This is a genomic window from Lachnoclostridium sp. MSJ-17 (genome assembly GCF_018918205.1).
GTDB lineage: Bacteria > Bacillota > Clostridia > Oscillospirales > Acutalibacteraceae > Ruminococcoides.
In genome coordinates, this window is sequence record NZ_JAHLQB010000116.1 from 26446 (window position 1) to 49345 (window position 22900).

Annotated in this window: 21 protein-coding genes and 1 pseudogene; 12 read left to right on the forward strand and 10 right to left on the reverse strand. The window is 46.1% G+C overall.

Features of this window, described 5'->3' with window-relative positions; all coding sequences use genetic code 11:
* Nucleotides 1-2: 2 nt before the first annotated feature.
* The 3 genes from KQI64_RS09555 to KQI64_RS09565 are packed head-to-tail and all read right to left on the reverse strand — an operon-like array spanning nucleotide 3 to nucleotide 2106.
* Nucleotides 3-713 (reverse strand): metal ABC transporter ATP-binding protein, encoded by a 711-nt coding sequence (locus KQI64_RS09555; protein WP_216524531.1) that lies wholly within the window; start codon nucleotides 711-713, stop codon nucleotides 3-5.
* Between the two features lie 9 nt (nucleotides 714-722).
* Entirely contained in the window at nucleotides 723-1700 is a 978-nt protein-coding gene (locus tag KQI64_RS09560) for a metal ABC transporter substrate-binding protein (protein WP_216524532.1), read from the reverse strand.
* Between the two features lie 10 nt (nucleotides 1701-1710).
* Entirely contained in the window at nucleotides 1711-2106 is a 396-nt protein-coding gene (locus tag KQI64_RS09565; RefSeq protein ID WP_216524533.1) for a Fur family transcriptional regulator, read from the reverse strand.
* Nucleotides 2107-2306: 200 nt separating this feature from the next.
* Here KQI64_RS09565 and KQI64_RS09570 point away from each other — a divergent pair, with 200 nt between their 5' ends.
* Nucleotides 2307-3827, forward strand: a complete 1521-nt coding sequence (locus tag KQI64_RS09570; RefSeq protein WP_216524534.1) for an alanine/glycine:cation symporter family protein — start codon at nucleotides 2307-2309, stop codon at nucleotides 3825-3827.
* 266 nt (nucleotides 3828-4093) lie between these two features.
* On the opposite strand, the gene KQI64_RS09575 is transcribed toward KQI64_RS09570, so the two are convergent.
* A complete protein-coding gene (locus tag KQI64_RS09575; protein WP_216524535.1) occupies nucleotides 4094-4312 on the reverse strand; it encodes a hypothetical protein in 219 nt (72 codons plus the stop codon).
* 199 nt (nucleotides 4313-4511) lie between these two features.
* Between KQI64_RS09575 and recQ the strand changes: the two genes are divergently transcribed.
* Nucleotides 4512-6569: a DNA helicase RecQ gene (gene recQ, locus KQI64_RS09580; protein ID WP_216524536.1), complete on the forward strand. Its 2058-nt coding sequence runs from the start codon at nucleotides 4512-4514 to the stop codon at nucleotides 6567-6569.
* Nucleotides 6570-6725: 156 nt separating this feature from the next.
* Here recQ and KQI64_RS09585 read toward each other — a convergent pair whose 3' ends face one another.
* Complete coding sequence (locus KQI64_RS09585) at nucleotides 6726-8711, reverse strand: hypothetical protein (RefSeq protein ID WP_216524537.1); 1986 nt, start codon at nucleotides 8709-8711, stop codon at nucleotides 6726-6728.
* A 670-nt stretch (nucleotides 8712-9381) separates the two neighbouring features.
* Between KQI64_RS09585 and KQI64_RS10790 the strand changes: the two are divergent.
* Nucleotides 9382-9612: pseudogene (locus tag KQI64_RS10790) on the forward strand (hypothetical protein); the annotation flags it as partial.
* Nucleotides 9613-9641: 29 nt separating this feature from the next.
* Here KQI64_RS10790 and KQI64_RS09590 read toward each other — a convergent pair.
* Nucleotides 9642-11123, reverse strand: a complete 1482-nt coding sequence (locus KQI64_RS09590) for a DUF2779 domain-containing protein (RefSeq protein ID WP_216524538.1) — start codon at nucleotides 11121-11123, stop codon at nucleotides 9642-9644.
* 159 nt (nucleotides 11124-11282) lie between these two features.
* On the opposite strand from KQI64_RS09590, the gene KQI64_RS09595 reads away from it, so the two are divergent.
* From KQI64_RS09595 to KQI64_RS10565, 6 genes are all read left to right on the forward strand, one after another.
* Nucleotides 11283-12344: a helix-turn-helix transcriptional regulator gene (locus KQI64_RS09595; protein ID WP_216524539.1), complete on the forward strand. Its 1062-nt coding sequence runs from the start codon at nucleotides 11283-11285 to the stop codon at nucleotides 12342-12344.
* Nucleotides 12345-12360: 16 nt separating this feature from the next.
* Nucleotides 12361-13224 carry a hypothetical protein gene (locus KQI64_RS09600; protein ID WP_216524540.1) on the forward strand — a complete coding sequence of 288 codons (864 nt, stop codon included), beginning with the start codon at nucleotides 12361-12363 and terminating at the stop codon, nucleotides 13222-13224.
* Nucleotides 13225-13376: 152 nt separating this feature from the next.
* Nucleotides 13377-14060, forward strand: a complete 684-nt coding sequence (locus KQI64_RS09605) for a metallophosphoesterase (RefSeq protein WP_216524541.1) — start codon at nucleotides 13377-13379, stop codon at nucleotides 14058-14060.
* A gap of 42 nt (nucleotides 14061-14102) precedes the next feature.
* Nucleotides 14103-16121, forward strand: coding sequence for an AAA family ATPase (locus KQI64_RS09610; RefSeq protein WP_216524542.1), 2019 nt, complete (start codon nucleotides 14103-14105; stop codon nucleotides 16119-16121).
* 90 nt (nucleotides 16122-16211) lie between these two features.
* A complete protein-coding gene (locus tag KQI64_RS09615; protein ID WP_216524543.1) occupies nucleotides 16212-16484 on the forward strand; it encodes a DUF6809 family protein in 273 nt (90 codons plus the stop codon).
* A 20-nt stretch (nucleotides 16485-16504) separates the two neighbouring features.
* Complete coding sequence (locus KQI64_RS10565; RefSeq protein WP_301282434.1) at nucleotides 16505-16636, forward strand: hypothetical protein; 132 nt, start codon at nucleotides 16505-16507, stop codon at nucleotides 16634-16636.
* Here the strand turns inward: KQI64_RS10565 and KQI64_RS09620 are convergent.
* The 4 genes from KQI64_RS09620 to KQI64_RS10490 all read right to left on the reverse strand — a co-directional run bounded on the left by KQI64_RS09620 (nucleotide 16633) and on the right by KQI64_RS10490 (nucleotide 19451).
* Entirely contained in the window at nucleotides 16633-16959 is a 327-nt protein-coding gene (locus KQI64_RS09620) for a type II toxin-antitoxin system RelE/ParE family toxin (protein WP_216524544.1), read from the reverse strand. The two genes, KQI64_RS10565 and KQI64_RS09620, sit on opposite strands and share 4 nt — an antisense overlap.
* Nucleotides 16959-17258, reverse strand: coding sequence for a type II toxin-antitoxin system RelB/DinJ family antitoxin (locus KQI64_RS09625; protein ID WP_253289261.1), 300 nt, complete (start codon nucleotides 17256-17258; stop codon nucleotides 16959-16961). Before KQI64_RS09625 ends, KQI64_RS09620 begins: the two co-directional genes overlap by 1 nt.
* Nucleotides 17259-17485: 227 nt before the next feature.
* Nucleotides 17486-18295 (reverse strand): hypothetical protein, encoded by an 810-nt coding sequence (locus KQI64_RS09630; protein WP_216524545.1) that lies wholly within the window; start codon nucleotides 18293-18295, stop codon nucleotides 17486-17488.
* Complete coding sequence (locus KQI64_RS10490; RefSeq protein WP_253289260.1) at nucleotides 18288-19451, reverse strand: DUF6076 domain-containing protein; 1164 nt, start codon at nucleotides 19449-19451, stop codon at nucleotides 18288-18290. Before KQI64_RS10490 ends, KQI64_RS09630 begins: the two co-directional genes overlap by 8 nt.
* Nucleotides 19452-19726: 275 nt before the next feature.
* On the opposite strand from KQI64_RS10490, the gene KQI64_RS09640 reads away from it, so the two are divergent.
* The 3 genes from KQI64_RS09640 to KQI64_RS09650 form a co-directional block, all read left to right on the forward strand.
* The gene (locus KQI64_RS09640) at nucleotides 19727-21496 is read left to right on the forward strand and encodes a hypothetical protein (RefSeq protein ID WP_216524546.1); all 1770 of its coding nucleotides are present in this window, start codon (nucleotides 19727-19729) and stop codon (nucleotides 21494-21496) included.
* Nucleotides 21497-21849: 353 nt separating this feature from the next.
* The gene (locus tag KQI64_RS09645; protein ID WP_216524547.1) at nucleotides 21850-22164 is read left to right on the forward strand and encodes a MobC family plasmid mobilization relaxosome protein; all 315 of its coding nucleotides are present in this window, start codon (nucleotides 21850-21852) and stop codon (nucleotides 22162-22164) included.
* On the forward strand, nucleotides 22164-22900 hold a 737-nt coding region (locus tag KQI64_RS09650), incomplete at its 3' end, for a relaxase/mobilization nuclease domain-containing protein (RefSeq protein WP_216524548.1). The genes KQI64_RS09645 and KQI64_RS09650, both read left to right, overlap by 1 nt.

A 22900-nucleotide genomic window follows, 5' to 3' on the forward strand; every position in this document is an offset into this window, starting at 1 on the left:
CATCAGAACTCGCCTCCCTTCAGAAGCGCAAGTCTTTTGCCTGCCTTGCTCTCCTCAAACTGGCTCCTTGTGCCGAAAAACAGCTCGTCGCTGATGTGGAGAATGTGCGTGGCGTATTTGAGAGCGGCTGAGATGTCATGCGAGATCATGATGATTGTGATGCCCTCGTCCTTGTTGAGGCTTTCAATCAGACTGTACATATCTGCCGTAACAAGCGGGTCGAGTCCCGCGACAGGTTCGTCCAGCAACAGCATTTTTTTGGTCGCGCACAAAGCCCTTGCCAACAGGACGCGCTGCTGCTGACCTCCCGAAAGCTCGCGGTAACAGCGGTTTTTGAGGTCTTCAATACCCATTTTGCGGATATTCCCGGCGGCTATGCGCTTTTCTTCTCTTGTATAAAACGGACGCAGTCCGCAGCGTCCCTGAAAGCCCGAGAGTACGATTTCTTTTACCGAAGCGGGAAAGTCCTTCTGCACGACTGTCTGCTGCGGCAGATAGCCTATCTCGCGTGAACGCAGCCCGCCGCCGGTGAGGATTTCGCCCTTCATCGGCTTGCGAAGTCCGAGGAGGGTTTTCATCAGGGTGGATTTGCCCGAGCCGTTCTCTCCAACAATGCAGAGGTAATCGCCGGCGTTGACGTGAAAGCTGAGATTGCTGATGATCTCCTTGCCCTCGTAGCCGAGAGAAAGCTCACGGCAGATTAATTGTGACATATTTTCTCCTTATTCTTCGACTGCAAGAGCTGTTTTGAGCACATCGAGGTTCTTTTCCATGATACCGATATAGTCGTCGCCGCTGCTTAACATTTCATTCGTGACCGCCTGCATTGAGTTCAGCTCGAGTATTTGGGCGGTTTTATTGTCAGATGTATCGATTATCGTGTTCGCTAGCTTCCGGTCTGAGCCGTCGATTGTGAGAACCGCAGGCAGTTTGAGCTCGGTGAGCTTGTCCGCGAGAAAAGCAACAGTCTCAAAGCTAGCCTCACTGTCGGCTGAACAGCCCGCGAAAGCAGCGTAGTATTTGAGCTTGTAGTCGTCTACGAGATAACGGAACGGGAATCTGTCGCCGAAAAGCAGGGTATCGTATTTCTTGTCAGACTTGACTAGAGCTTTCGTGTGCTTGTCGTCAAGCGTTTCGAGCTTATCAAGATAGGCTTTTTCGTTCTTCCCGTAAACCTCAGCATTTGACTTGTCGGCTGTTTTCAGACCTTCGGAAAGCTCGCGGCAGAAAAGCTCCGCGTTCTTTACGGAAAGCCAGACGTGCTCGTCAAAAGCGCCGTCGTCATCATCGTCTTCCTCAGCCTGCATACCCTCGACAAGCTCCTCGCTTTTCGCGGAATCTCCGAGAAGTTCGAGCAAGGATAATTTTGTCTTGCCGTCTCCGTCTTTGAAGAACGCCGCAGCTGCGTCGTTGACCCACTTATCGGACTCGCCGCCGACGTACACAAAGTAGTTGCAGTCGCTGATTTTTACCATATCCTCGGCAGTCGGCTGGTAGTTGTGGATATCCTTGCCGTCGCCTACAAGCAGAGTCAGCTCGACATTCTCAGCACCGTCCGTGAGGTTTTGAAGCCAGTTATAAACAGGATAGATCGTGGTTACAATCTTGAAGTTTTTGCTCTCGGTTGTGGTTGTGCCGCATCCCGCAAACATACAGAGAGTCATCACAGCTGAGAGAATTAACGCGATTAATCTTTTCATATTGTCCTCCCTATTTCTTTCGACAGGACTTGCAGACTCCGTAGAGCACAGTGTTTGCCTTGTCAATCTTGAATTCGTCGCTTTGCTCGAGGTTATTCATAAGCATTTCGACCCCGGGCATATTCATGTGATAGGTCTTGCCGCATTTTTCGCAGGAAAGATGCAGACATTCCTTGCAGGAGTCGCTGTCTGTATACAGATAATATACTTCACGGGTTCCGCTTTTTGATACCCGGCGGATCTTGCCTTCCTTCTCAAGGTCAGAAAGGTTGCGATAAACCGCGCTTATGCTGATACCCTCGCCGGACAGTGCCGCTTCGAGCTGCTTTGCCGTGAGTTCCTCGTCCGCGTGATCGGACAAAAAAGCAAGCAGCGCCTTTCGCTGCTTTGTCATATACTTAGGCAAATCATCGCCTCCTAATTTGCAATTCATTCGCAAATTATTATACCAAATCGGCGGCGGTATGTCAAGCAATTTGCGAGTTTTTCGCAAATTCAATTTATAAGGCAAGTAATTATTTTCTATGATTTATATATTACTATTGCGCAATTTTTCAGGTTATGATATAATCTTATTGTGTATTTTTAAAAATGAGGAGGAAAATTATGTGGGAGCAAATACTCTCGACCGTTGAGGAAGTAAATAATTTTCTCAACGGTATTGTTTGGGGCTGGCCTGTGGTCATTCTTATTCTAGGCACCGGCATTCTGCTGACAGTCAGGACAAAATTTCTGCAGGTGCGCAAGTTCGGCGAATCGCTGAACACCACCATAGTTCCGACGCTCAAAAGCTTAGGAAAAAAACGCGAGAAGGACAGCCGGGTCAAGTCTGTGTCGCAGTTCGAGGCATTCTCGACCGCGATTTCCGGTACAGTCGGCACGGGAAACATAGTCGGCGTCGTCTCGGCAATTTTGACCGGCGGTCCCGGAGCTGTGTTCTGGATGTGGATATCGGCATTCTTCGGTATGGTAACAAACTATTCCGAGAACGTGCTCGGTCTATATTTCCGCAAAAAGGACAAGGACGGCAACCTGTCGGGCGGCTCGTTCTACTACATAGCGAACGGTCTGAAATGGAAATGGCTCGCCTACTGCGCAGCGATTTTCTGTGTATTCGCGGCGATCGGTATGAGCGGCGTACAGACAAATAAAATCTCAGGAACCCTAACCGAAGCGCTTACAAGAGTCTGGACAGCTGAAAACGCGATGACGATCAAGCTTATCATCGGCGTTATCGTGGCGGCTCTGACGGCGGTTATTATCATCGGCGGCATTCAGAGAATCGGAAAGGTCACATCCATGCTCGTACCGTTCATGTCACTGCTGTTTATTATCATGTCGCTTATCGCTATTATCATTCATTTTGACAAGGTGCCCGCGGCATTCGGTCTTATCTTCGAAAAGGCGTTCAATTTTCAGGCTGCCGGCGGCGGTATCCTCGGCTACACCTTCGCTCAGGTCATCAAAAAAGGTATGGCGAGAGGCGTATTCTCAAACGAAGCGGGTCTTGGCTCGTCCGTTATCGCGCACTCCGCTTCCGAAACCAGAGAGCCTGTAAAGCAGGGCCTGTGGGGTGTGTTCGAGGTGTTCTTCGACACCTTCATCATCTGCACGCTCACATCTCTGACCTTCCTGACGACCTTCGACCTAAACACTCTCACTGCCGATATGGACGACTCTGCTATGGCTATGTCGCTGTTTTCAACCAATTTCGGCGCATTCGGAGTTACTGTGTTCTCGATTATCCTTCCTCTGTTCGCGTTTACCACGATAATCGCGTGGTCGTATTACGGAGAAAAGGCGATTGAGTTCTGCTTCGGCTGGGTAAGCGACAAGAAACGAAAAATAATTATTATAGCCTTCAAGGTTGTTTACGTAGTCTTGATTGCGGTTTCCGCCGCTATTCACGGCGAGCTTATCTGGGCGATAGACGATACCTTCAACGGCTTGATGGCTGTACCGAACCTCGTTTGTCTTATCGCGCTGAGCGGTCTAGTCGCAAAAATCACCAAGAACTACTTCGACCGCAAAAAAGGAAAAAAGCTTGAGCCGATGCTCTCGGCTTATCCCGATATGAACGAGGAGTTCAAGCAGGATATCATGACTGACAATCTCGAGATGAAATAAACGTAAATCACCCCTGACCGTTTTCCGTGATATTCTTAACGGAAAAATGAAAATCGAATAGGACAAACCAAGAATTACGGCTATCACGAAGATTATTGCGTGATAGCCGTATATTGTATTTGTATTTTCTGATTTGCCGTGACAGTTATAGTCTCCAAGTGGTTTTCTGGTTGAATATAATTCCCATTGCAGTCCATTCATTAGTAAGAGAAAACAATCTCTCCCCAATTAGACGATGTGAATCGGGAAGAGATTGTTTTGATTAGTTATGATTTTACTCTTTCAAACGTTGCGGTCGGTTCTCCACTTGTGCTGCTGCGGTAGAAGAACAACTTATCACCGTCAATCTTGTAAGACAGTGTGACAGGCTCAACTAAAACACCTGAAAACTTAATTCTATCTCCCTCGATTGAATAGGAACCGTCGTAATTGGCGTCGTCGGATTCGTAAGTTCCGTCTTTGAAAAACTCTACGTTACTAAACATTATGCCTCCGTCTGATTTTGTCCATCTGCCTGCAAGGGCGTCCTGTGGACTACCGCAGGCGCATAGTGCGGTCAAACATAAAACGATAATGAGTAAGAAAGCGGAAATGGATTGTTTACAAAACGCTTGATTATTTCACGATAAAATGATACAATGAATTCATCAAACAAACATTCGCGAGGTAAAGCGGTGAGCGGTTATGCTGTGTGAGCAACGGGATAAATTTGATGTATTGAAAGCGTATTTCGGCTATGATTCCTTCCGTACCGGACAGGAGGAGTTGGTTGACGGTCTTTTGTCCGGACGCGACGTCGTAGGGATCATGCCGACCGGCGCGGGAAAGTCGATGTGCTATCAGGTGCCCGCGCTGATGAAGGTCGGTATCACGCTCGTTATCTCACCGCTGATCTCGCTGATGAAGGATCAGGTCAGCGCATTGATTCAGCAAGGCGTGCGCGCCGCATATCTGAATCAATCGCTGAACGCGGCGCAGTACCGCAAGGCTCTCAGCAACGCTTCGCAGGGTATGTACAAAATCATCTACGTCGCGCCCGAGCGGTTGGAGTCGCAGTCGTTTATCGCGTTTGCGCAAAGGGCGGATATTTCCATGATAGCCGTTGACGAGGCGCATTGCGTGTCACAGTGGGGTCAGGATTTCCGCAAAAGCTATCTTAACATCAGCCGCTTTATCAGCGGCCTTCCGCGCCGTCCGGTCGTCGGCGCATTCACCGCGACCGCGACAAACGAAGTCCGCGAGGATATTATCCGCCTTCTGCAGCTGCAAAACCCTCTTGTCGTTACGACGGGCTTTGACCGACCGAATCTGTTCTTTTCCGTTCTCCGTCCGAAAAACAAGCCGGCGGAGCTGATGAAGCTGTTGAAGGAGAGAAAGGGAAAACCGGGCATTATCTATTGTTCCACGCGTAAAAAGGTGGAGGAGGTCTGCGAAATGCTCAATAGCAGCGGTGTTTCTGCGACGCGATATCACGCGGGATTGCCGCAGGAGGAACGCGTGAAAAATCAGGACGATTTTGTTTTTGACCGCAGACAGGTGATGGTTGCGACCAACGCCTTCGGTATGGGCATCGACAAGTCGGACGTGCGGTTTGTCATTCATTACAACATGCCGAAAAACCTCGAGAGCTACTATCAGGAGGCAGGCAGAGCCGGACGCGACGGCGAGAACGCAGACTGCATTTTGCTTTACGCCAAAGCGGATGTAGCGACATGTCGCTATTTTATCGACAATATCGAGGACAATCCCGACCTGCCGCCCGAGCAGAACGAGGCGTTCAAAAGGAAAGAAGAGGAACGCCTGAAATATATGACTTTCTACAGCACGACGAGCGATTGCCTGCGCAAATTCATGCTGCGGTACTTCGGCGACAGATACCAAGGAGCATGTGGCAAGTGTTCGAATTGCCTGACGGAATTTGAAACCGTGGACGCGACGGTGGAAGCGCAGAAAATCCTCTCATGCATCATCAAAACAGGGCAGCGATACGGCGTGAAAATGATAACGGACGTTTTGCGAGGCGTTGATTCGGTCAGAATCAACGCTGCAGGTCTGGACAAGCAATCCACCTATGGCATTATGAAGAACATCCGTGCTTCGGAAATCCGGTATCTGATCGAGCAGCTGGAAGAGCAGGAGATGGTTGTGACGGTGGACTTGACCCGCCCGTTTCTCCGCGTGACGGATATGGGCCGTCCGATTCTGAGGGGCAGCGTAAAATTCGTGGTAAAAAAATCAAAGCTTATGCATTCGCTCGTTACGCAGGAGGTCAATGTCGCTGCTGATCAGGAGCTGCTTGAAGTGCTCAAGGCAGTACGCCTGAGGTTCGCGCACAAGCGCGGAGTGCCGGCATTCGTAATTTTTTCCGACGCGACGCTCAACGATATGTGCAGGAGAATGCCGATGACGGATGATGAGTTTCTGTCTGTCAGCGGCGTCGGCGCCAACAAGCTCGAAAAATACGGCGAAGAATTCCTGAGAGTAATACGGGATTATGTTAACGAAAAATATGAGGTCGTTGAGGTTGAGGACAACACTGCACAGGAGCCGGAGTATAAAAACTATATGGAGAAAGCGAAAGCAAATTATTCAGGCGCTTATGCCCCTTGGACTGAGGACGAAATCAACCGTCTGAAGGAGGAATACGCGTCGGGATTGACAGTGAAGCAAATGTCCGATATCCACGGAAGAACCCGGGGCGCAATACAATCAAGGCTGAAAAAGGAAGGGTTGATTAAGTGATTTTACCGCCGCTTTTTTCCATTTTCGTCAGATTATTCCATCAAAATCAGGGGCAAACCGAGCGGGTTACATACATTTACGGGATTGCAGTGTAGAAAAAGATGAAATAACCGCTTAGTCATTGCTTGAAGCTTGGCTAAGCGGTTTTAATACTGTTTAATTCTTCTTTTTGTAGTTTGCATCATCGATGTAGTTTGTATCATCGATGATGAAGGGAGGCGTAAAGATACTGCTCGACATACTGCCCGACATCTTGTCCCGATAGCGGAAGCTGTATTGCAGACTGCTGTTGTTTTGCACAAAGGTGTAGTAGGCGTATGGATCTTCTTGGCTGAGATAAAGGCAGTTATGAACCATTTTGTCATCAAGCGCGATGCGGATGTCAGAAGCGTTTTCCATTGTTACAGTGATGACTGCCGTTTGTTTATCATAGTTGTGTTTGCAAAAATAATTGCCCTCGGCTGCGTCAAGTTCACCTGTTTTTATACCATCCAGGCATTCCGCCCATAGTTTGGTGTTTGAGTCAGGATGAGCAGCGTCAGCGCCGTCCAGATCGGCGATAGTGAAGGGTTCCTTCGGCTTATACACCCACGCTTTCCTTTGATCGCCTTCACGGCAGAGAAAGATTACTCTTTTTATTTTTTTATTCTTGTCAAGTTTACCGTTTTCTGTTTCAATGATGACGCGCGGCTCCGCGGGATAGAACCGGAATATCCTGCAGAATTGTCCGCCGCCCTTCAGTTTAATGGGTTCTTTTTCGAACGAGTCAAGGCTTGGGTCGATCAGCAGCGTTTCCTTAACGACTTTCTGATCTTTCAGGACGAACTTTTCACAAGTGATAATGCTTCCGTTTTCATCCTCCTCATAACAGAGCTTGCAAGAATAATAATATTCCCGACACTTTTCCTTGGAAAGCCGGTCGATTTGGTTGCGGTAATAGGCGTCAACAACATCGGCATAGGGGAGCGGAGGAGTAAAGTGCCAGACGTCCATGAAGTTATCGTTTTTTATTTGATACGATTCCATCCATCGGCTTATGCGCCCGTCGTCGGTTTTTTCCGCCAGCAGGAGGTTTTCTCTGTTGTCAACGCAGTCCAGGAACAGACTTAGCGACGGGACGTGGCTGATGGGAACAATATAGGGATATTTCAGCCGGGCAATGATGACAGAGGCGCTGTCGCCGCAAGGAAAGTTTTGTTGAAAAAAATCTTTATCGAATGTGAGTGGATATGTCGGTTGCTTCCCTGTCTTTTCTTTTATGTCAAAATTCTCGTTGCACAGCCAGAATTTGTCTATCTTAAACGCGCGGGACATTCCCTCAAAACGGCCTTCTCCGCGCGGAGAAGTGACCGACAGCATTTTTTTAGGAAACAGCGTCCAGTGGTTATCATGGAAAAACGCGTGCTTCAAATCAGTTTTGTTCCATTTGTGTTTATACTTGTCGTCGAGGATAATTGTGTCTTTCGCCTTGCTGCTGATTATATCGGGCTTGGGATTATATCCGCCCGAGTTATCCGATGGGGTGGTTTTCAGTAAAATGTAAACATCGTCACGCTCTCCGCTCTCCTGAAATACCTTTGTGAAGTATTCAATGCTTGTTCCTTTTTTGAACGCCCAGTAGGTGTAGCCGCACTGTTTGATATCCATGTCCATGGTTTTTCTCGTCAGAATTTCATAGGGTGATTCACCGTTGTGCGTACCAAAATTACTGACAATGATTTTGCTTTTCATACGGGCTCTGATGGCTATACTCGTCTTGTCTTTGGCAATTAGGCTGACGGTAGGAATTTCCTTTGCCAGCCCCAGCTTTCTCAGCTTTTCCTTTGAGATAAAAAAGCTGTCCAGTATGTCGCAGACCTTGGCGTAATGCGCGTCGTTGAGGTATCGCTCACTCGGCTCTTTTGAGAGAACGAATCGTTCACTGCTGCAGGCGAATCGTCCTGACAGCTTGTTCCACAAGTCAGCAGCAGCCGGCTCTTCCAGGGCTCCCAGCGCGTCGATATCGTAGAGATACAGCGCTTGAAGCGATTTGTTCAGGCTTGAGCACAGCTCGTTCCTGATCGGCTCAAGCTCCGTGGGATAGCTGTAATTTATCTTGGCCGTGTTATATAATTCAAAGCCCGCCTCTTTCACGATTGACATAAAAGCGGTTTCAATATCTTTCAAATCGTATTGTCTATGAACGTATTCAAAGATTGGGATATGAAGGAAATTGCGTTCTGTTTCTTTCAGCAGGTTTATGTTTTCGTTGACTTCCACTTCAACAATTTCACCGCTTTGATTAACTGAAATGGTGGTTTCGCCGTCCTTCGTGATGCTGAGGGCTTTGAAATGGTCTAAAGCGCGGTTGCAAAAATCCTGTGCCAGCCCAACATATGCCTTCTTTTTCAAGAGGTTCAGTATCAAATATATTCCGCTTTTGCGCGGAGGTATTTGAATCAGATAATGTTGTTTCATATAATATCTCCCTTGCATTTATATCTTTATAATAATCCATTCTCTGATTGTCAATGTCGCATGCCGAAAATAAGTCTGTTTTTGCAAATCAAAAACAAAAAAGTGCGAGTTTCCCATTTCATTAGTCACAGCACCAATTCATTATTAAAGGTCAGTAACGGATTTGACTTTCTCCACCCATTGCCCAAACGGAAATCAAGAACTGATAACGGTTTCGTGAAACTGCATAAACTTTCAGCAACAAAAAAAGTTTTTCAAGGACTTCCTTGCGCAAATCAAGCATTTTTGATATGATTCAGGCAGTTAAACAAAGCGCTTTTTTTGACGGATATCAAAATGACAAGGAGGCATTTTTATGCCGTTGACAAAGAAAATCAATCTTCAGACAACAGACAATAAAGAATTAAATACCGGAGCCGATTGGGCGCTTGCCGGCAATTGTTTTGATGAATCCGAAATCGTGAAGAATATCAGTGAAGGAATGGCCTTCATCATGGATGGCGCGTATAAAAACTGCCGTTCGCTAACAAAGGTGATAGTGCCCTTCGGCATTACCGATATATGCGAGGAAGCCTTTATGAACTGCGGTTCTCTTAGAGTTACTCTATTCAATTGCTACTTAACTACCTCTTTCAGCCTCTCCCAGATTTTGACCATCGCGTATGTATCCAGCTCGCAGTATTTCAGCAGATTATACCTACACCTTTGGAGTTCGTCGGGAGCCATATTCTGCATTAAAGAGAACGCCGCTGATGCTTCTCCGCCGTGATGGATACCCTCAAGGTTATGGTAATCCAGAGCGGGTTCATTTGGGAACAATGCGGGCAGAACATACTTGATAGAATAGGAGCCCTGCATGGCTCTGCAGTAGTAATCCTTGTTGCGGAACGGGATCATCAGATCGACGATGTGGTCGTGGATATTCATAAGGTGATCCGCAAGATCGGGATAGAGCTGCGCGAGTCCTTTGATCCTGCCTTTTTCAAAGCTCATATTGTACGCGGTTACACAGACGTCCGTTGGGATATCCCTGCAAAGCTGTTCCGCCAGTCCGCGCCGCGGGTCCTCGCCCGGTTCGGCAAGGTACTCTTTGTGATGCAGCGGACCGCCATCCTGCTCGACATAGTGCAGTGAATACTGAAAGACAATCTGCTCAAACGGATGTGCGTTCTCATACAGCGGTATCGCCGGCTGGAATGACTCGAAATCGAGAAAATAGATCGGATAAGATAGCTGACGCATAAACGCCGCGATGCTGTCCCTGTTGATCTTCGGCGGCAGGTCGTTGACCTCGTGCTGAATCTGCAGCATTTGTTTGCCGTTGATGCTTCTGTCATCGTCGAGGTCTTTAAAGCTGACACGCCCCTCTCTGTAAAAGCGCATTTTGCTTTTCAACTGCATCCCCGCGATCTGAAAGACATTCAGCTGAGGCAAATCCTTGGAACAATGCTTGAAAAAGCCGCAGTCATACGGGCTGAAACAGTATTCGCCCAACGGCTGTTCCGGTTCATCGACAGCGTCCAAGTACGCTGCGTAAAAGTCGAGATTGCTCTCCACCTCGGCATACCGGGCGCGGGCGTCGGCGGTAATATCGTTGATCGTAAAGAGCGCTTGGATATCCAGCTCTCCGTGTCGGACATACTCCTTGTTTACATGGACAAGGCAGGCTTTGGTGACCTCGTACCCGAGCTTAGTCAGGACATAATACTGAAACGCAACGTCGTGATAATAGATATCGTGTACCGAAGTCGAGCTCTTGACCTCATACAACTCAAATTTGTTATTGCCGAGGTTCCGCAGGATATCGACGCGGCAGAATAACCCTTGATACGCGAACGACGCCTCTGCAATATTTGCGGTACCGTTATTGAGGAGCTCCTGCGTCCGGTTCAACATATCGGGATACTCGCCGAATTCGACGATGGTATAGTCCCCAAACAATCCCCTCGCAAGGTCGCCGACTTCATTTCCGTTTTCGAGGATCGTCTGATTCATCACCGAGTCGTCAAACAACTCGGGGTGATTGAGCTGCATCCACAGCATCTTCGGGCATTGTACTGCATTACAGTATTTTGATTTTGAGAGATGTAGTTTCATACGCTTTCCTCCAACCTGATATGTTATTCTAATCATACTACACGCCCTGTCACATTTCAACAAATCCCGCAATAATAATCTATCAAAAATGATGGGTTGTTTTTGGTGCATAACCTATGGTATTATGATAACAGCAATCTGCGGAAGGAGTTGTATGCGATGTATGCCAAGCAGCCGAAGAAACTGATTATTATGAATATTCTGGACATCCTCAAGCGATACACAGACGAGAATCATCGGCTCAGCCAGAAAGAGATACAGGACATCCTAGCGCGGGAATACGATATGAAGGTCGACCGGAAGGCAATCAAGCGCAACCTGATGAACCTGATCGAGTTCGGCTATTATATCAATTACAGCGAGAGCATTCGCATCGTCAAGGATAAGGACGGCAAAGAACAGGAAAACGTCGTTCTCTCCGATTTTCATCTGAAGCGGGAATTCACTGACAGCGAGCTGAGGCTGTTGATCGACAGCGTGCTGTTCTCGAACTACATCCCCTACAAGCAGGATATGGAACTGGAGAAAAAGCTCTCGGGGCTGTCCAATGTCTACTTTAAATCGCGCGTGAAGCACATAGCCCGTATGCCGGAAGATAAGACCGATAACAAACAGCTTTTCTACAATATCGAGCTGCTGGACGAGGCGATCGACAAAGGGCAGAAGGTGCGCTTTCATTACCTTGAATACAAGTCGGACAAGAAGCTCCACAAGCGCTGCGGCGAGGATGGCAAGGTGCGCGAATACGTCATGAATCCCTATCAGCTCGTCGCCAAAGAGGGCAAGTATTACCTGATCTGCAACAACGACAAGTACAACAGCGTCGGCAACTATCGCCTCGACCGCATCACAGATATGGAGATTTTGCCCGAACATATCAAGCCGTTCAATACACTGACCGGCTCCGACGGCAGACCGCTCAACCTGCAAGAGTATATGGAAAAGCATATCTATATGTTCTCGGGCAAAACCGTCCGCGCGTTGTTCCGTATCACAAAGGACTGCATCAGCGATGTGATAGATGTGTTCGGCAAGGATGTCAGGTTCAGCGAAGAGACAGACACCCACATCACCGTCACTGCCTACGTCAACGACCTCGCAATGATGCAGTTCGCAAAGAGCTATACCCCGTGGGTAGAGATCATAAAGCCCGATGAGTTAAGGGAAGATATGATAGAGCTTCTGAGCGCGGGGCTGGAGAAGTATCAGAATAATAAATAAGTATAGAAGGTTAGAAATGATTACACCAAAGGAAACAATACAATTCGTTGAAGAATACTCATATTTCTACTCGTCTGAAAACAAGTACAATGAAAAAGGCAGAGAAATCAAGCAATACATTGATAAGAAGCATAAAAAATTGGGAAAGAATGTCAAACTCGGTACTTCTGTAAAAGACGTAGAGGATATTGCTACTAATTCAGTATTTCCAATAGCAGGATTTGATACTCCATGTCAAGAAATCTGTTGGAAACATATAGCTTGGAAAGCGGGTAGGCTCGAATTTGATGCAAAAGGCGGTTTGTTAAAAGAGTACGAAAAAGACTCGGATTATCATGTGAGCTCTGATGGGCGTTACGCTTGGGATGGCTGTAACGGCTACGGTAATCCGATAGAATTGATAAATGAGTATCTTAACTCGATCAATAGTGTTTGCGAAAGAGTTAGTTCGGATTTACTTAAAGATAACAATAAAGTTTATGAACAGCTTAAAAAAGCATACAAGGAAATATTGAATTTACAGAAACAGAATAATGAGCAAACAGTGAAATACTTTGGGCCGGTCTATATTCTTACCTTGATATACTTTTTATCAAAAGGAAAGTTTCCTATTTATGATAAATATGCTCACAAGGCGGCTAAGGCTTTATTCTTCAATGCTAACCCAAAAGACGTTACTGTTGAAACTTCTCTCGATAAAAATGATATGGACAAAGTCTTAACTTTGTATTGTGAATACTGCTGGCTGTTAACACAATTATTTACAAGTTACAGTATTACCAGAGAACAGGACCAAGCATTGTGGGTGTATGGACATAGTAAAGAAAAATTTCCTGTATCCGATAATATGGACAATGAAAAAAGGATGTTTGATTTTTGATTGTGTGACAGAATGATCATGCAACAAGCATTTTGCAGAGCAGCACAGACTGCTCTGTTTTTTATGCCCCGAATTTGCCCCATGGATTATGGTATGTTATATATACAGAACAGACGAGTTAATAACCGTTTAATCCAATCAGGAGGTGTGTTATGGTTTATGTTACATCGGATATTCACGGATGCTATGAAAAGTATCTGCGGCTGATAGAGCGCTTAGATATGAAAGAAGCTGACACGCTCTATATCCTCGGCGATCTGGTCGACAGAGGCGGCGGGGGAATTGAGATCATCAAAGATGTGATGAAGCGGAAAAACGTCGTTTGCCTGCGGGGAAATCATGATTATTATGCTTTGATATTCCTGAAAAGATTTGCCGTGCAGGATCACATCAAAGAAGAAAACCGTCTGAAAGATGTTTTCAGGTTATGGCTGGAGGACGGCGGCGCAGAGACCTTTTCCGCGTTCTCAAAGCTCAGCGATAACGAAAAACATTCCGTACTGAGCTTTCTTGACTCTTTACCGTTTTATGAAGAACTCAGCATAAACGGACAGCGGTTCTTTCTCTCGCATACGGTCTGCGAAAAAGCAAAACTGCTCGATATTGAAAAGTGCAGTATTTTGGATTTTCTTATCGGAGAACTGGAATACGAAAAGTGTTATTTTGAGGATATGACGATCGTCACCGGTCACACGCCGACAGGGTTCATCGATCCCGCATACACGGGACGAATATGGAAGGGCAACAATCATATCGCAGTTGATTGCGGAGCTGTTTTCGGCAATCCTTTGGGGTGTATCTGTCTGGACACCACGGAAGAAATCTATATCGATTAAAGACGAATGGAACGAACACAAGATTCAATCGGGAGGTACCATATGATCTACTACAAAGTGAAGTGCAATTATACTTTTGCAGAGGAGCTTGGTGAGAGAGAACAAAAGAGAATTTGGGAAGATATCAGTACAGATGTTCGTTTCGGCAAAGCGCGAAATAAACTGTTTGTTTTTGATCATGACGAAACATCGTTTGATGCCGTGTTGATGTTTTCAGTCAAAGAAAACGCGCTTTCTTCCGCGCAAAAGAGTGTTCTTAACGAAATCGAGCTGAAGCATGAAAAGGGAATTTGTGTCAGCTTTTCAGGCGAGCCTGAAGAAATCACCGTTGAAGAAGCGGTTGAGTTGACACACAAAGGATTGATGGCGGGATATTTCAGATCGTATACCAGAGGTTCAAGACGGCATGCCGCGGAATATTGCGAAGCAAGCTATGCAAGTCATTCGGATTTGCACTATGATGAATATATTATGCCTCACGCGGATTTTCCTTACGAAGAAGCTCTTAGGAAAACGCAGGAGTATCTTGCGGATGATACAATGCTCGAGGAGATCGAAAGAATCTATTCCCCGCTGAACAAGCGTGAGTTTTGCGGAAGCCCGGTTCATTATAAACTCAACGCCGCGTCAAGAGAAACCGCCGTTAACCTCGTAAAGCTCTTAACGAAAGCGCTGTATGCAAACAAGAGAGTCCTCAGCACAAGAATCTCTTATATTACCGATCTTGACTGCGACTACCGTGATGAATTATTGGAAGAACTCTGCGGCAATTCGTATGCCTCGGTTGTTGCAATCGAATGTGACGATGATAACACGGACAAGGACAGCTTCGCAAGGGACAGCGAAAGAAAATGCGAACTGATATGTGACTCTGTCAGAGAGTTTGCGCCGCAATCGGTATTTATCCTTGTTGATCTCGGAAGCAAAGCGTGCAAGCAGTCGGTCCAGCGGCTCATCAATAAAGAAGGGATCAGCTTTATTGAAATATTTGAAGGCAGGGGTGATGCGGAATCGGGAAAGAAGTATCTCGCATACCTTCTCAAAGAAAACAAAGTGTCGTATGCCGAGGAGGATTTTGTCCTGCCCGATCAGGAAGAATACAGTGTAAGCGATATTGTTAAGACATATAAGGACATCAAAAAGAACAGTATCAAAAACAGTATTTATCGGGCATATAAGGGTGTGGAAACCATCAAAGTCGAAGCGCCGAAATCTCTTTCCAACGGCTATGACAAGCTGCAGCGCATGGTCGGCTTAACAGAGATCAAGGCGATCATCGACCAGATCATTTCTGCCCAAAAGCTGAACAAAGCGCGCAGAGAAATGGGGCTTGATGTTGTCGCTTCCTCGAAGCATATGATTTTTACCGGAAACCCCGGGAGCGCGAAAACAACGGTCGCAAGGCTGCTCGCTTCCATCCTTTATGATGAACATGTGCTGAATAAGAGTAAGTTCATCGAATGCGGACGTCAGGATTTGGTCGGCAAGTATGTCGGTTGGACCGCAAAACAGGTTGAAGCGCAGTTTCAGAAAGCCAGAGGCGGGGTTCTGTTTATTGACGAAGCGTATTCTCTTGTTGAAAAAGAAGGCTTATACGGTGACGAAGCGATCAACACGATCGTCCAGATGATGGAAAACTATCGGAATGATGTGATCGTTATCTTCGCCGGATATCCCGATAAGATGGAACGGTTTCTTGAGAAGAACGAGGGTCTGCGCAGCCGTATCGCGTTTCATGTTGATTTCCCCGATTATAACGCAGAAGAACTTTGCGACATTTTGAAACTGATGAGCAAAGAAAAGGGATATACGCTCGACGAAGAAGCGGAGAAAAAGTGCCGGATCATCTTTGACTGTGCTTGTAAAAACGCGGAATTCGGCAACGGCAGATTTGTCCGCAACGTGCTGGAGCAGGCGATCATCAAGCAGTCGTCACGCATTGTCACCGAATGTCAAAATGAGATTTATGATAAAAAAACTATCTCAACCCTGTCCGCGTCCGACTTTGATATCAATGCGGCAAAGACATATAAACCGACCAGAACGGCTATTGGATTTTAACGGAGGTTACAGAAAAATAAGTATTTTTACATCTGGACTTTTCAAATGAACTGTGGTATTGTGTCTTGCTGAGAAAGCGAGGTGAACACAATGACCACTCTGGAAAACTTTTATTACGGCAACATCATCCCACATGAAAAACCAATCATCAAGGGCAGTGATTATGACGTGGCAAACAGGCTCGTTGTCCGTCATGATGAAGCTCTGACAGCTACGCTGACGGAACAGCAGAAAGAAACGTTTCAAAAATTTAAGGACAGTTACCTTGAGCTATTGACCCTCGGAGAACGCGACGCGTTTATCCGAGGGTTTTCTCTTGGAATCAGAATCGCGGTAGAGGCGTTGAACTACGGCAAAACCTGACCCGCCCAAATTCGCTGAATTTGGCGCGAAACAAAAAATCGGGTAACAACCCGACCTCGTCCAACAAAGCCGACACAGGCGATTTGTCGCGGTTTGTGAGCGCAAAAACAGCTATGAAAGCCCATGCAGGCTCCATAGCTGTTGATGATTAGTTGTATTCTGTCAATACGTTCAGTTGATCACGCTTTGCGTAAATCACATTTAGAACATAGACGCACTTTGTGTTCTCTGCGATCCTGTAATAGATATAAAAAAATTTGTAAATGATTCTTCTGATTCCGCGCGAATGCCACGGTTCATCCGAAACAGTAGCAATGGCTGCAGGAAACGAATCAAGTTTACAAATCTCTTGCCGTAACCCGCGAATATATTTCAAAGCGGTATCCGGCGCTTGCAGCGTATAGGCGATATAGCTTTTAATCTGCGATAAATCCGCTGCGGCGTCAGGCGTAATGATAACATTATACCGCCCCATTACGTCAAATCCCTTTCAAGCTCATCAAAAAACTGATTGGCAGATACACCCTGACCGTTTAATGATTGTTCATAGCTGTGCTGCAGCTTCCTGTCTAATTCAGCTTTTGTTAAAGCATCCATAGTAGCAGGCTCTGTGGGAATGGTTAGCTCAAACGGTACTCCGTGCTTGTAAATTATTTGTCGGTAAAGAGAATTGATTAAAACGGACACAGGAATCCCGAGATTTTTTAATATCTCTTCAGCTTCTGTTTTAATATCTGACTGAACCCGTGCGCTGACGGTTGCATCTTTCATCATCACAATTCAACCACCTTTCAAGAATATTGTACAACATAGTATTGCAAATTGCAAGACATATTTTATGAAACAATAACTCATCTCACACGACGCGCCCTGTTTCGCCCCGTGCCGCGCGAAATAAAAATTCGGGTAACAACCCGACCTCGCCCAACAAAGCCGACACAGGCGATTTGTCGCGGTTTGTGGGCACGAAAAAGGCTGCATAGGTACAATGCCCGCAGCCTTCATTTTTCCATATTTTTCTTCAGTTTATTCAAGATCTTTTTCAGTTTTTTCTCCGCGCCGTCCTCGGTCAAACCAAGCAACATCGACGCTTCGCGCAGGGTTTTCTTATCTTTATTTTTCAGACACTTAGGACAAATGCCATAGACATATTCAATCAACAACCTATCCGGTTTACGCAGATCGGCAAGTGCGCTATTGAGCTTTTCCTGTCGCAGCAACTTAAAATACAACGCTTCCGTGTCCAAATCATTTGCAACAGAGTCCATAGCAGAGGAATAGAGAACGTCCTCGTCGTCATTAGCGTAATAATCAGCATTGTACTTCGGCTTGAAGGTCGACACCGCGATAATGTATTCTTCAACATTTTCTTCTGTTATTTCCAGCTCAGCAGCAATTTCGGGAATTATTTCCGATAGAGAATTATTATCTTTCTTCTGATAGTAAAGATACGCTATCTTTTTCAGGAGTAAATACTGATGACGATTATCAACTTGGAAATTGCCGCAATTCACCCTGACGTACTCATGCCACGCGGTTTGCACCTTGTACTTGATCAACTGCAATAACGGAATCTCGGAATCATAGCTCTGCAATTCTTCCCACAGCAGAAAAGAGAAAATCTGCTTAAAATCCTCCGCGCGGTAATCCTCTAACTCGTAATGTTCAATAAAACGCCCGATTTTTCTATCCAACACAGGCTCATAAAAGTGAAGAAACTCCCGAAAAAATCGTATATCTCCCGTTTCCTTAAATCGGATAAAATACACATTCCAATCTAATCTCTCGGGCTTGTACTCCAACTCATACATCTAACATTTCCTTTGCCATCTGATAAATATTCTCTATTTCCATATCCTTTTCAAACTGCGTTTCCGCATAATCAAAATCGGTTAGTGCTTCATCAAAGCGGTCATCAATATATTCCTTTGCCTTGGCAGATACGGCTTCATCGTATTTGCCGAGGCTTTTGTTTTTTCTGATTAAGTCATTACGCTTTCTCCAAAGCAAATAATACGGACTGTCAGTTTTCTTCTGACGTTCCATTTTCCGTTTGACCACTTCGGGGTGTTTCGCAACATAAGAGCACGGCACATTGTATTTAGGGTTCTTTGTACTGCAATATAACTGCTTGTGCGCTGTAGTCATAAAGAAGTACCTGTCACAAATATCGCACTGCCATAGATAGTGGCCGTGAATATATCCCTCAAATAAATCGGTCATCAAAAAGTCCTTTAGATTATTGTAATAGACCTTTCGGAAGATATAGTTTTCACCGTCAACATTTTCGATAACCGGCATAACCGTCGCCCTCGTCTTAAACGGGTGTGAAGCGGTATGGAAGATGAACTGCATATATTCATCAGAGAGAAACGCACCGAACGCGTCAGCCAACTGACTTTTGCTTCGTGCGTCGCGCTCTACAATCCGGTGTGTTATTTGGAAAACCAGAGCAGCGTATTGCTTTAGCTCCAATACAGAATTATATATGATTTTTCCGATTGCCATTGCGGAAAGCAGATCGTTGAGAGAGTGCATCACCTCGTCGGCATAATTTGCTTTCTCTTCTGTAGCTAAGTCGATTCCGTGTTCCTGAAAGTCATGGATGGCAAGGTAATAATTCTTTTTCTTCTCGGTAAACAGACGGGCTATCTTGCCTTTTACGTTTCCAATTCCCAATAGCGTGAACATAGGGTTATCCTTTAATGAGTTAAGCACATAAACAATGCCTTTGTGATAGTAATCTAAATTTTCCTTTGTAAAATCATGGAGTAAGTCGTCATAAAGACCGAGAAGTGCTTTAAATAGGTTTTCGTCCATAAAACGACACTCTTTCTGAATGGCAAGGTAGCTCGTATAGCCAAAGGGATATTCTTTACCTCCCAATACAAAGTTACCTTTTTTATAAACGACCTCGAAAAGGTTGATGTTTTGAATTCTGTTTTTTATATCTTCCTCAAACAACATTCGTTCACCTCACAATGCAATTATAGCACATACGTTTGAAGAATTCAATATAAATTCAAACAATCGTTCTAAATTCACAAAAAACAGGAAACGGTTCGAACCCTTCACGGGAAAATACGGACTTTTTAAAATAATTGACATTGATAGAGTGGAAGGATGATTCAGCCGAACGGCGCCTTAAGGCTGAATTTGATTTCTGCAAATATGAATACTACTCCCACTTTTCTGAGGTGGGAGTTTTGTATTCGAAAAAATATTTTAAGGAGGAATTACAGATGAGTAATTCAAGCACAAGCCCTGTACGGTATCCGTTGCCGTACAAGGCTGTCGACGGCTGTCTCTATATGGAGAAAGCCAACAAAAACGGAACAACCACAAGAAAGCTCTGCAACTTCCTGCCGTATCTCACAAACGAGGTCGAGGTTGACGACGGTGTAGAGCGGACAAGATCATTTCGTATTGCAGGCATTCACGAAAGCGGAAGATTGCTGCCGGAGATCGAGGTCACTGTAAAAGAGTTCGAAAAAATGAATTGGGTTCTCGAACGCTGGGGAGCCGACTGCGTTATTGAGCCGGGGAACAGCAACAGAGAAAATGTCAGCTGCGCAATTCTGAAAACAGCGGGAAACGCTGAAAAAAAGAACGTGTACCGTACCACGGGCTGGCAGCTGATTGACGGCAAGTGGGAATATCTCTTACCGAATGACGGGAAACATGACGTCAGGTTGTTCGGAAAGCTCAGGCATTATGAGATGGCAAACCGTTGGTCGTATTCGGATTTGAAAACGGTTTGGTCGATGATGAAGGAAAAGCTGATTGCGACGAAGGCAATCATCTGGACGCTGATCGCGTTTGTTTTCCTGACACCGCTCAACGAGTTCTTCCGGCAGGTATTCTACGAGCCGAAATTTGTTCTGTGTCTGATAGGAAAAACAGGCTCGCGCAAGAGTACGCTGGCGGCATTGTTCCTTTCTTTCTTCGGAAGGTTCAGCGGTACGGACTTGCCGTTGTCATTCAGCGATACGCTGAACAGCATTCTCACCAATATCAATACGCTCAAGGATGTGCTGACCTGCATCGACGACTTCCACCCCGGTACCCGGGCAGCCGAGAAAAGGGATACCAACATTGCCCAAGGCATTGACCGTGCCTTTGGAGACCGCATCGGAAAAGGACGGTTGACTTCCGATTGTACGCCGATGGAAGCCCGACCTCCGCAGGGCAATGCTATCGTGACAGGCGAGACCGTTCCCGACGTCGGCGAGAGCGGCACCGCCAGAACCTTTACGCTGGAGATAAAGCGCGGAGATGTCAATTTGGAAAACCTCAGTTGCTTCCAGAGTGAAGCGAAAAACGGAACGCTGATGAGTTGTCTGCTTTCATATACGGAGTGGATTAAAGGCAACTACCTGCACAATGAATCCGCACAGGAAATTTTGCTTGAGGATTTGAGTGAGAGCTTTGAAGCCTACCGCGACGAGTTCATTAAAAAGGACAGTCACAGTCACGGCAGAGTTTCCGAGATGGTTGCATGGCTGACAATCGGTATGAAATACTTTCTGGAATTTCTTTATATCCGCAGCATCATTAAAGAGACGGAAAAGGAATCTGCTCTGCGGGAGTATCGCGAAATTCTATTTGGTTTAGCGAAGGGTCAAAGCAACAGCATCGAGCGGGACAATCCTGTGGTAACGTTCATTCAGAAACTCTACTCGCTTCTTGAAAGCGGACAGGCGGTTGTGCTGGACAGAACGAAACCGGTCGAGTATATGCCGGTAAACTTTATCGGATATGAAGATGAAAAGTATTACTGCCTGAACGCGGACATGGCTCACAAGGCGGTCGTGCAGCTGTGCAAAGATCAGGGCGAATTCTTTACCCTCAAAAAGAACGCCTTAATCAAAGCACTGGCGGATGAAGGCTTGCTGGATTCGGACAAAGACAAAAATGTTAAGTCCGTCAGCGTCTGTGGAAAAAAGGGAAGTATCAAGCTGCTCTGCATTGACAAGGAGAAAGCCGACCAAATCATAGCCTTGTCCGAATAAGAGGGGATACAGGGGATAAAGGTTCAGAAACCGCATGAATATTGGCTTTCTTCCTTTTTCTGTTGGGGTGAGCTTCGGGTGAGAAATTCCCCTTAGCTTCCCCAAGCGGATTTCTCAAAAACCTCATGAAATCCGGACTTTCTTCAATTCTCCCCCTAATCCCCCGAAAAATACAGTACCCCTATCCTATGAAAACCGCATATCAAATTCAAGCGGATTTTGTCGAAGCGAAGAAAAAAGCCTGTGTCTGCTCAGCTTCGGCTGAGGCAAGCAGAGCGTCCGGCTGTCCGCCGTACGCATAAAGCCGGGCAGAAGCCCGCACCCACTTTTATATCAACCACGGAGGTATTTATTTGGCAAACAGAAAACGAAATCAAACCATATCAATTCGTCTTACAGCAGAAGAAAAGAAAGAGATCGTCGCCAAAGCGGAACAGGCGCAGATGACCTTGACCGACTACCTGATTGAATGTTCTCGCGACACAGATATCACGGTGACTGATTTGTCAGAGGTGCTTGTTGAGCTGAAACGCGTTGGCAATAACCTCAATCAGATCGCACGAAAGATCAATTCAAAACGGTTTTTCTTCGGAAAATTCGATTCGGTTATCGAAGGTCAGCGAAAAATCTATGACGCGATCCTCAGCCTGATGGGAGATGAAAGCTGATGGCAACGGTCATTTTTATCAAGGAAGGTCGGCAGAATCGTTCCGCCATGCGCGCGGTTATCAACTACTGTCAGCAGGAGTACAAGACCTTTGACAGCGAATCTAAGCGCAGATTAGTCAGCGGAGTCAACTGCGACGGCGAAAATGCCTTCCGAGAATTCATGGCGACGAAGAAGGTTTACGGAAAAGATAACGGTATATTCTTCTACCATTATGCGCAATCGTTCTCGCCGTCGGAAAAGCTTACGCCCGAACAGGCGCACGAAATCGCTCTTGAATTTGCGGAGAAAGCGTGGGTAGGTCATGAGGTTCTGGTAACAACTCACTGCGACGCCACTCATGTACACAGCCACTTCGTCATCAATTTGGTCGGCTATGAATCGGGAATGAAGCTGCGGCAATCGCCGTCAACTCTGAAAAAGCTGCGCAAGGTCAGCGATGAAATCTGCCTTGCGCACGGGCTTTCCGTTCTCAAGCCATACGAGGACGGCGGCAAAAGAATGTCCACCAGAGAGTACCGAGCAAGAATGAAGGGTGAAAGCTGGAAACAAAAGCTGGCGAATGACATCGATAAGGCGATGGAGTTTAGCGGAAGCAAGGATGAATTTATACGCTCGATGTCTATTCTCGGCTACCGAATGACGTGGACGGATGAGAGAAAGTATCTGACCTTTCACTGTCCCAACGGCAAAAGCTGCCGCGACATCAAGCTCCACGACGAGAAATATCTCAAAGA

What these genes read in the sequence shown, in the direction of transcription:
- KQI64_RS09585 (WP_216524537.1), bottom strand. Translation starts at nt 8,711, where the DNA reads ATGTCAATCGTGAAAGAGGCGGGCTTTGAATTATATAACACGGCCAAG.
- KQI64_RS09610 (WP_216524542.1), top strand. Translation starts at nt 14,103, where the DNA reads ATGATCTACTACAAAGTGAAGTGCAATTATACTTTTGCAGAGGAGCTT.
- KQI64_RS09630 (WP_216524545.1), bottom strand. Translation starts at nt 18,295, where the DNA reads ATGTATGAGTTGGAGTACAAGCCCGAGAGATTAGATTGGAATGTGTAT.
- KQI64_RS09620 (WP_216524544.1), bottom strand. Translation starts at nt 16,959, where the DNA reads ATGGGGCGGTATAATGTTATCATTACGCCTGACGCCGCAGCGGATTTA.
- KQI64_RS09590 (WP_216524538.1), bottom strand. Translation starts at nt 11,123, where the DNA reads ATGAAACTACATCTCTCAAAATCAAAATACTGTAATGCAGTACAATGC.
- recQ (WP_216524536.1), top strand. Translation starts at nt 4,512, where the DNA reads ATGCTGTGTGAGCAACGGGATAAATTTGATGTATTGAAAGCGTATTTC.
- KQI64_RS09595 (WP_216524539.1), top strand. Translation starts at nt 11,283, where the DNA reads ATGTATGCCAAGCAGCCGAAGAAACTGATTATTATGAATATTCTGGAC.
- KQI64_RS09555 (WP_216524531.1), bottom strand. Translation starts at nt 713, where the DNA reads ATGTCACAATTAATCTGCCGTGAGCTTTCTCTCGGCTACGAGGGCAAG.
- KQI64_RS09570 (WP_216524534.1), top strand. Translation starts at nt 2,307, where the DNA reads ATGTGGGAGCAAATACTCTCGACCGTTGAGGAAGTAAATAATTTTCTC.
- KQI64_RS09625 (WP_253289261.1), bottom strand. Translation starts at nt 17,258, where the DNA reads ATGATGAAAGATGCAACCGTCAGCGCACGGGTTCAGTCAGATATTAAA.
- KQI64_RS09605 (WP_216524541.1), top strand. Translation starts at nt 13,377, where the DNA reads ATGGTTTATGTTACATCGGATATTCACGGATGCTATGAAAAGTATCTG.
- KQI64_RS09560 (WP_216524532.1), bottom strand. Translation starts at nt 1,700, where the DNA reads ATGAAAAGATTAATCGCGTTAATTCTCTCAGCTGTGATGACTCTCTGT.
- KQI64_RS09615 (WP_216524543.1), top strand. Translation starts at nt 16,212, where the DNA reads ATGACCACTCTGGAAAACTTTTATTACGGCAACATCATCCCACATGAA.
- KQI64_RS10490 (WP_253289260.1), bottom strand. Translation starts at nt 19,451, where the DNA reads ATGTTGTTTGAGGAAGATATAAAAAACAGAATTCAAAACATCAACCTT.
- KQI64_RS09600 (WP_216524540.1), top strand. Translation starts at nt 12,361, where the DNA reads ATGATTACACCAAAGGAAACAATACAATTCGTTGAAGAATACTCATAT.
- KQI64_RS09575 (WP_216524535.1), bottom strand. Translation starts at nt 4,312, where the DNA reads ATGTTTAGTAACGTAGAGTTTTTCAAAGACGGAACTTACGAATCCGAC.
- KQI64_RS09640 (WP_216524546.1), top strand. Translation starts at nt 19,727, where the DNA reads ATGAGTAATTCAAGCACAAGCCCTGTACGGTATCCGTTGCCGTACAAG.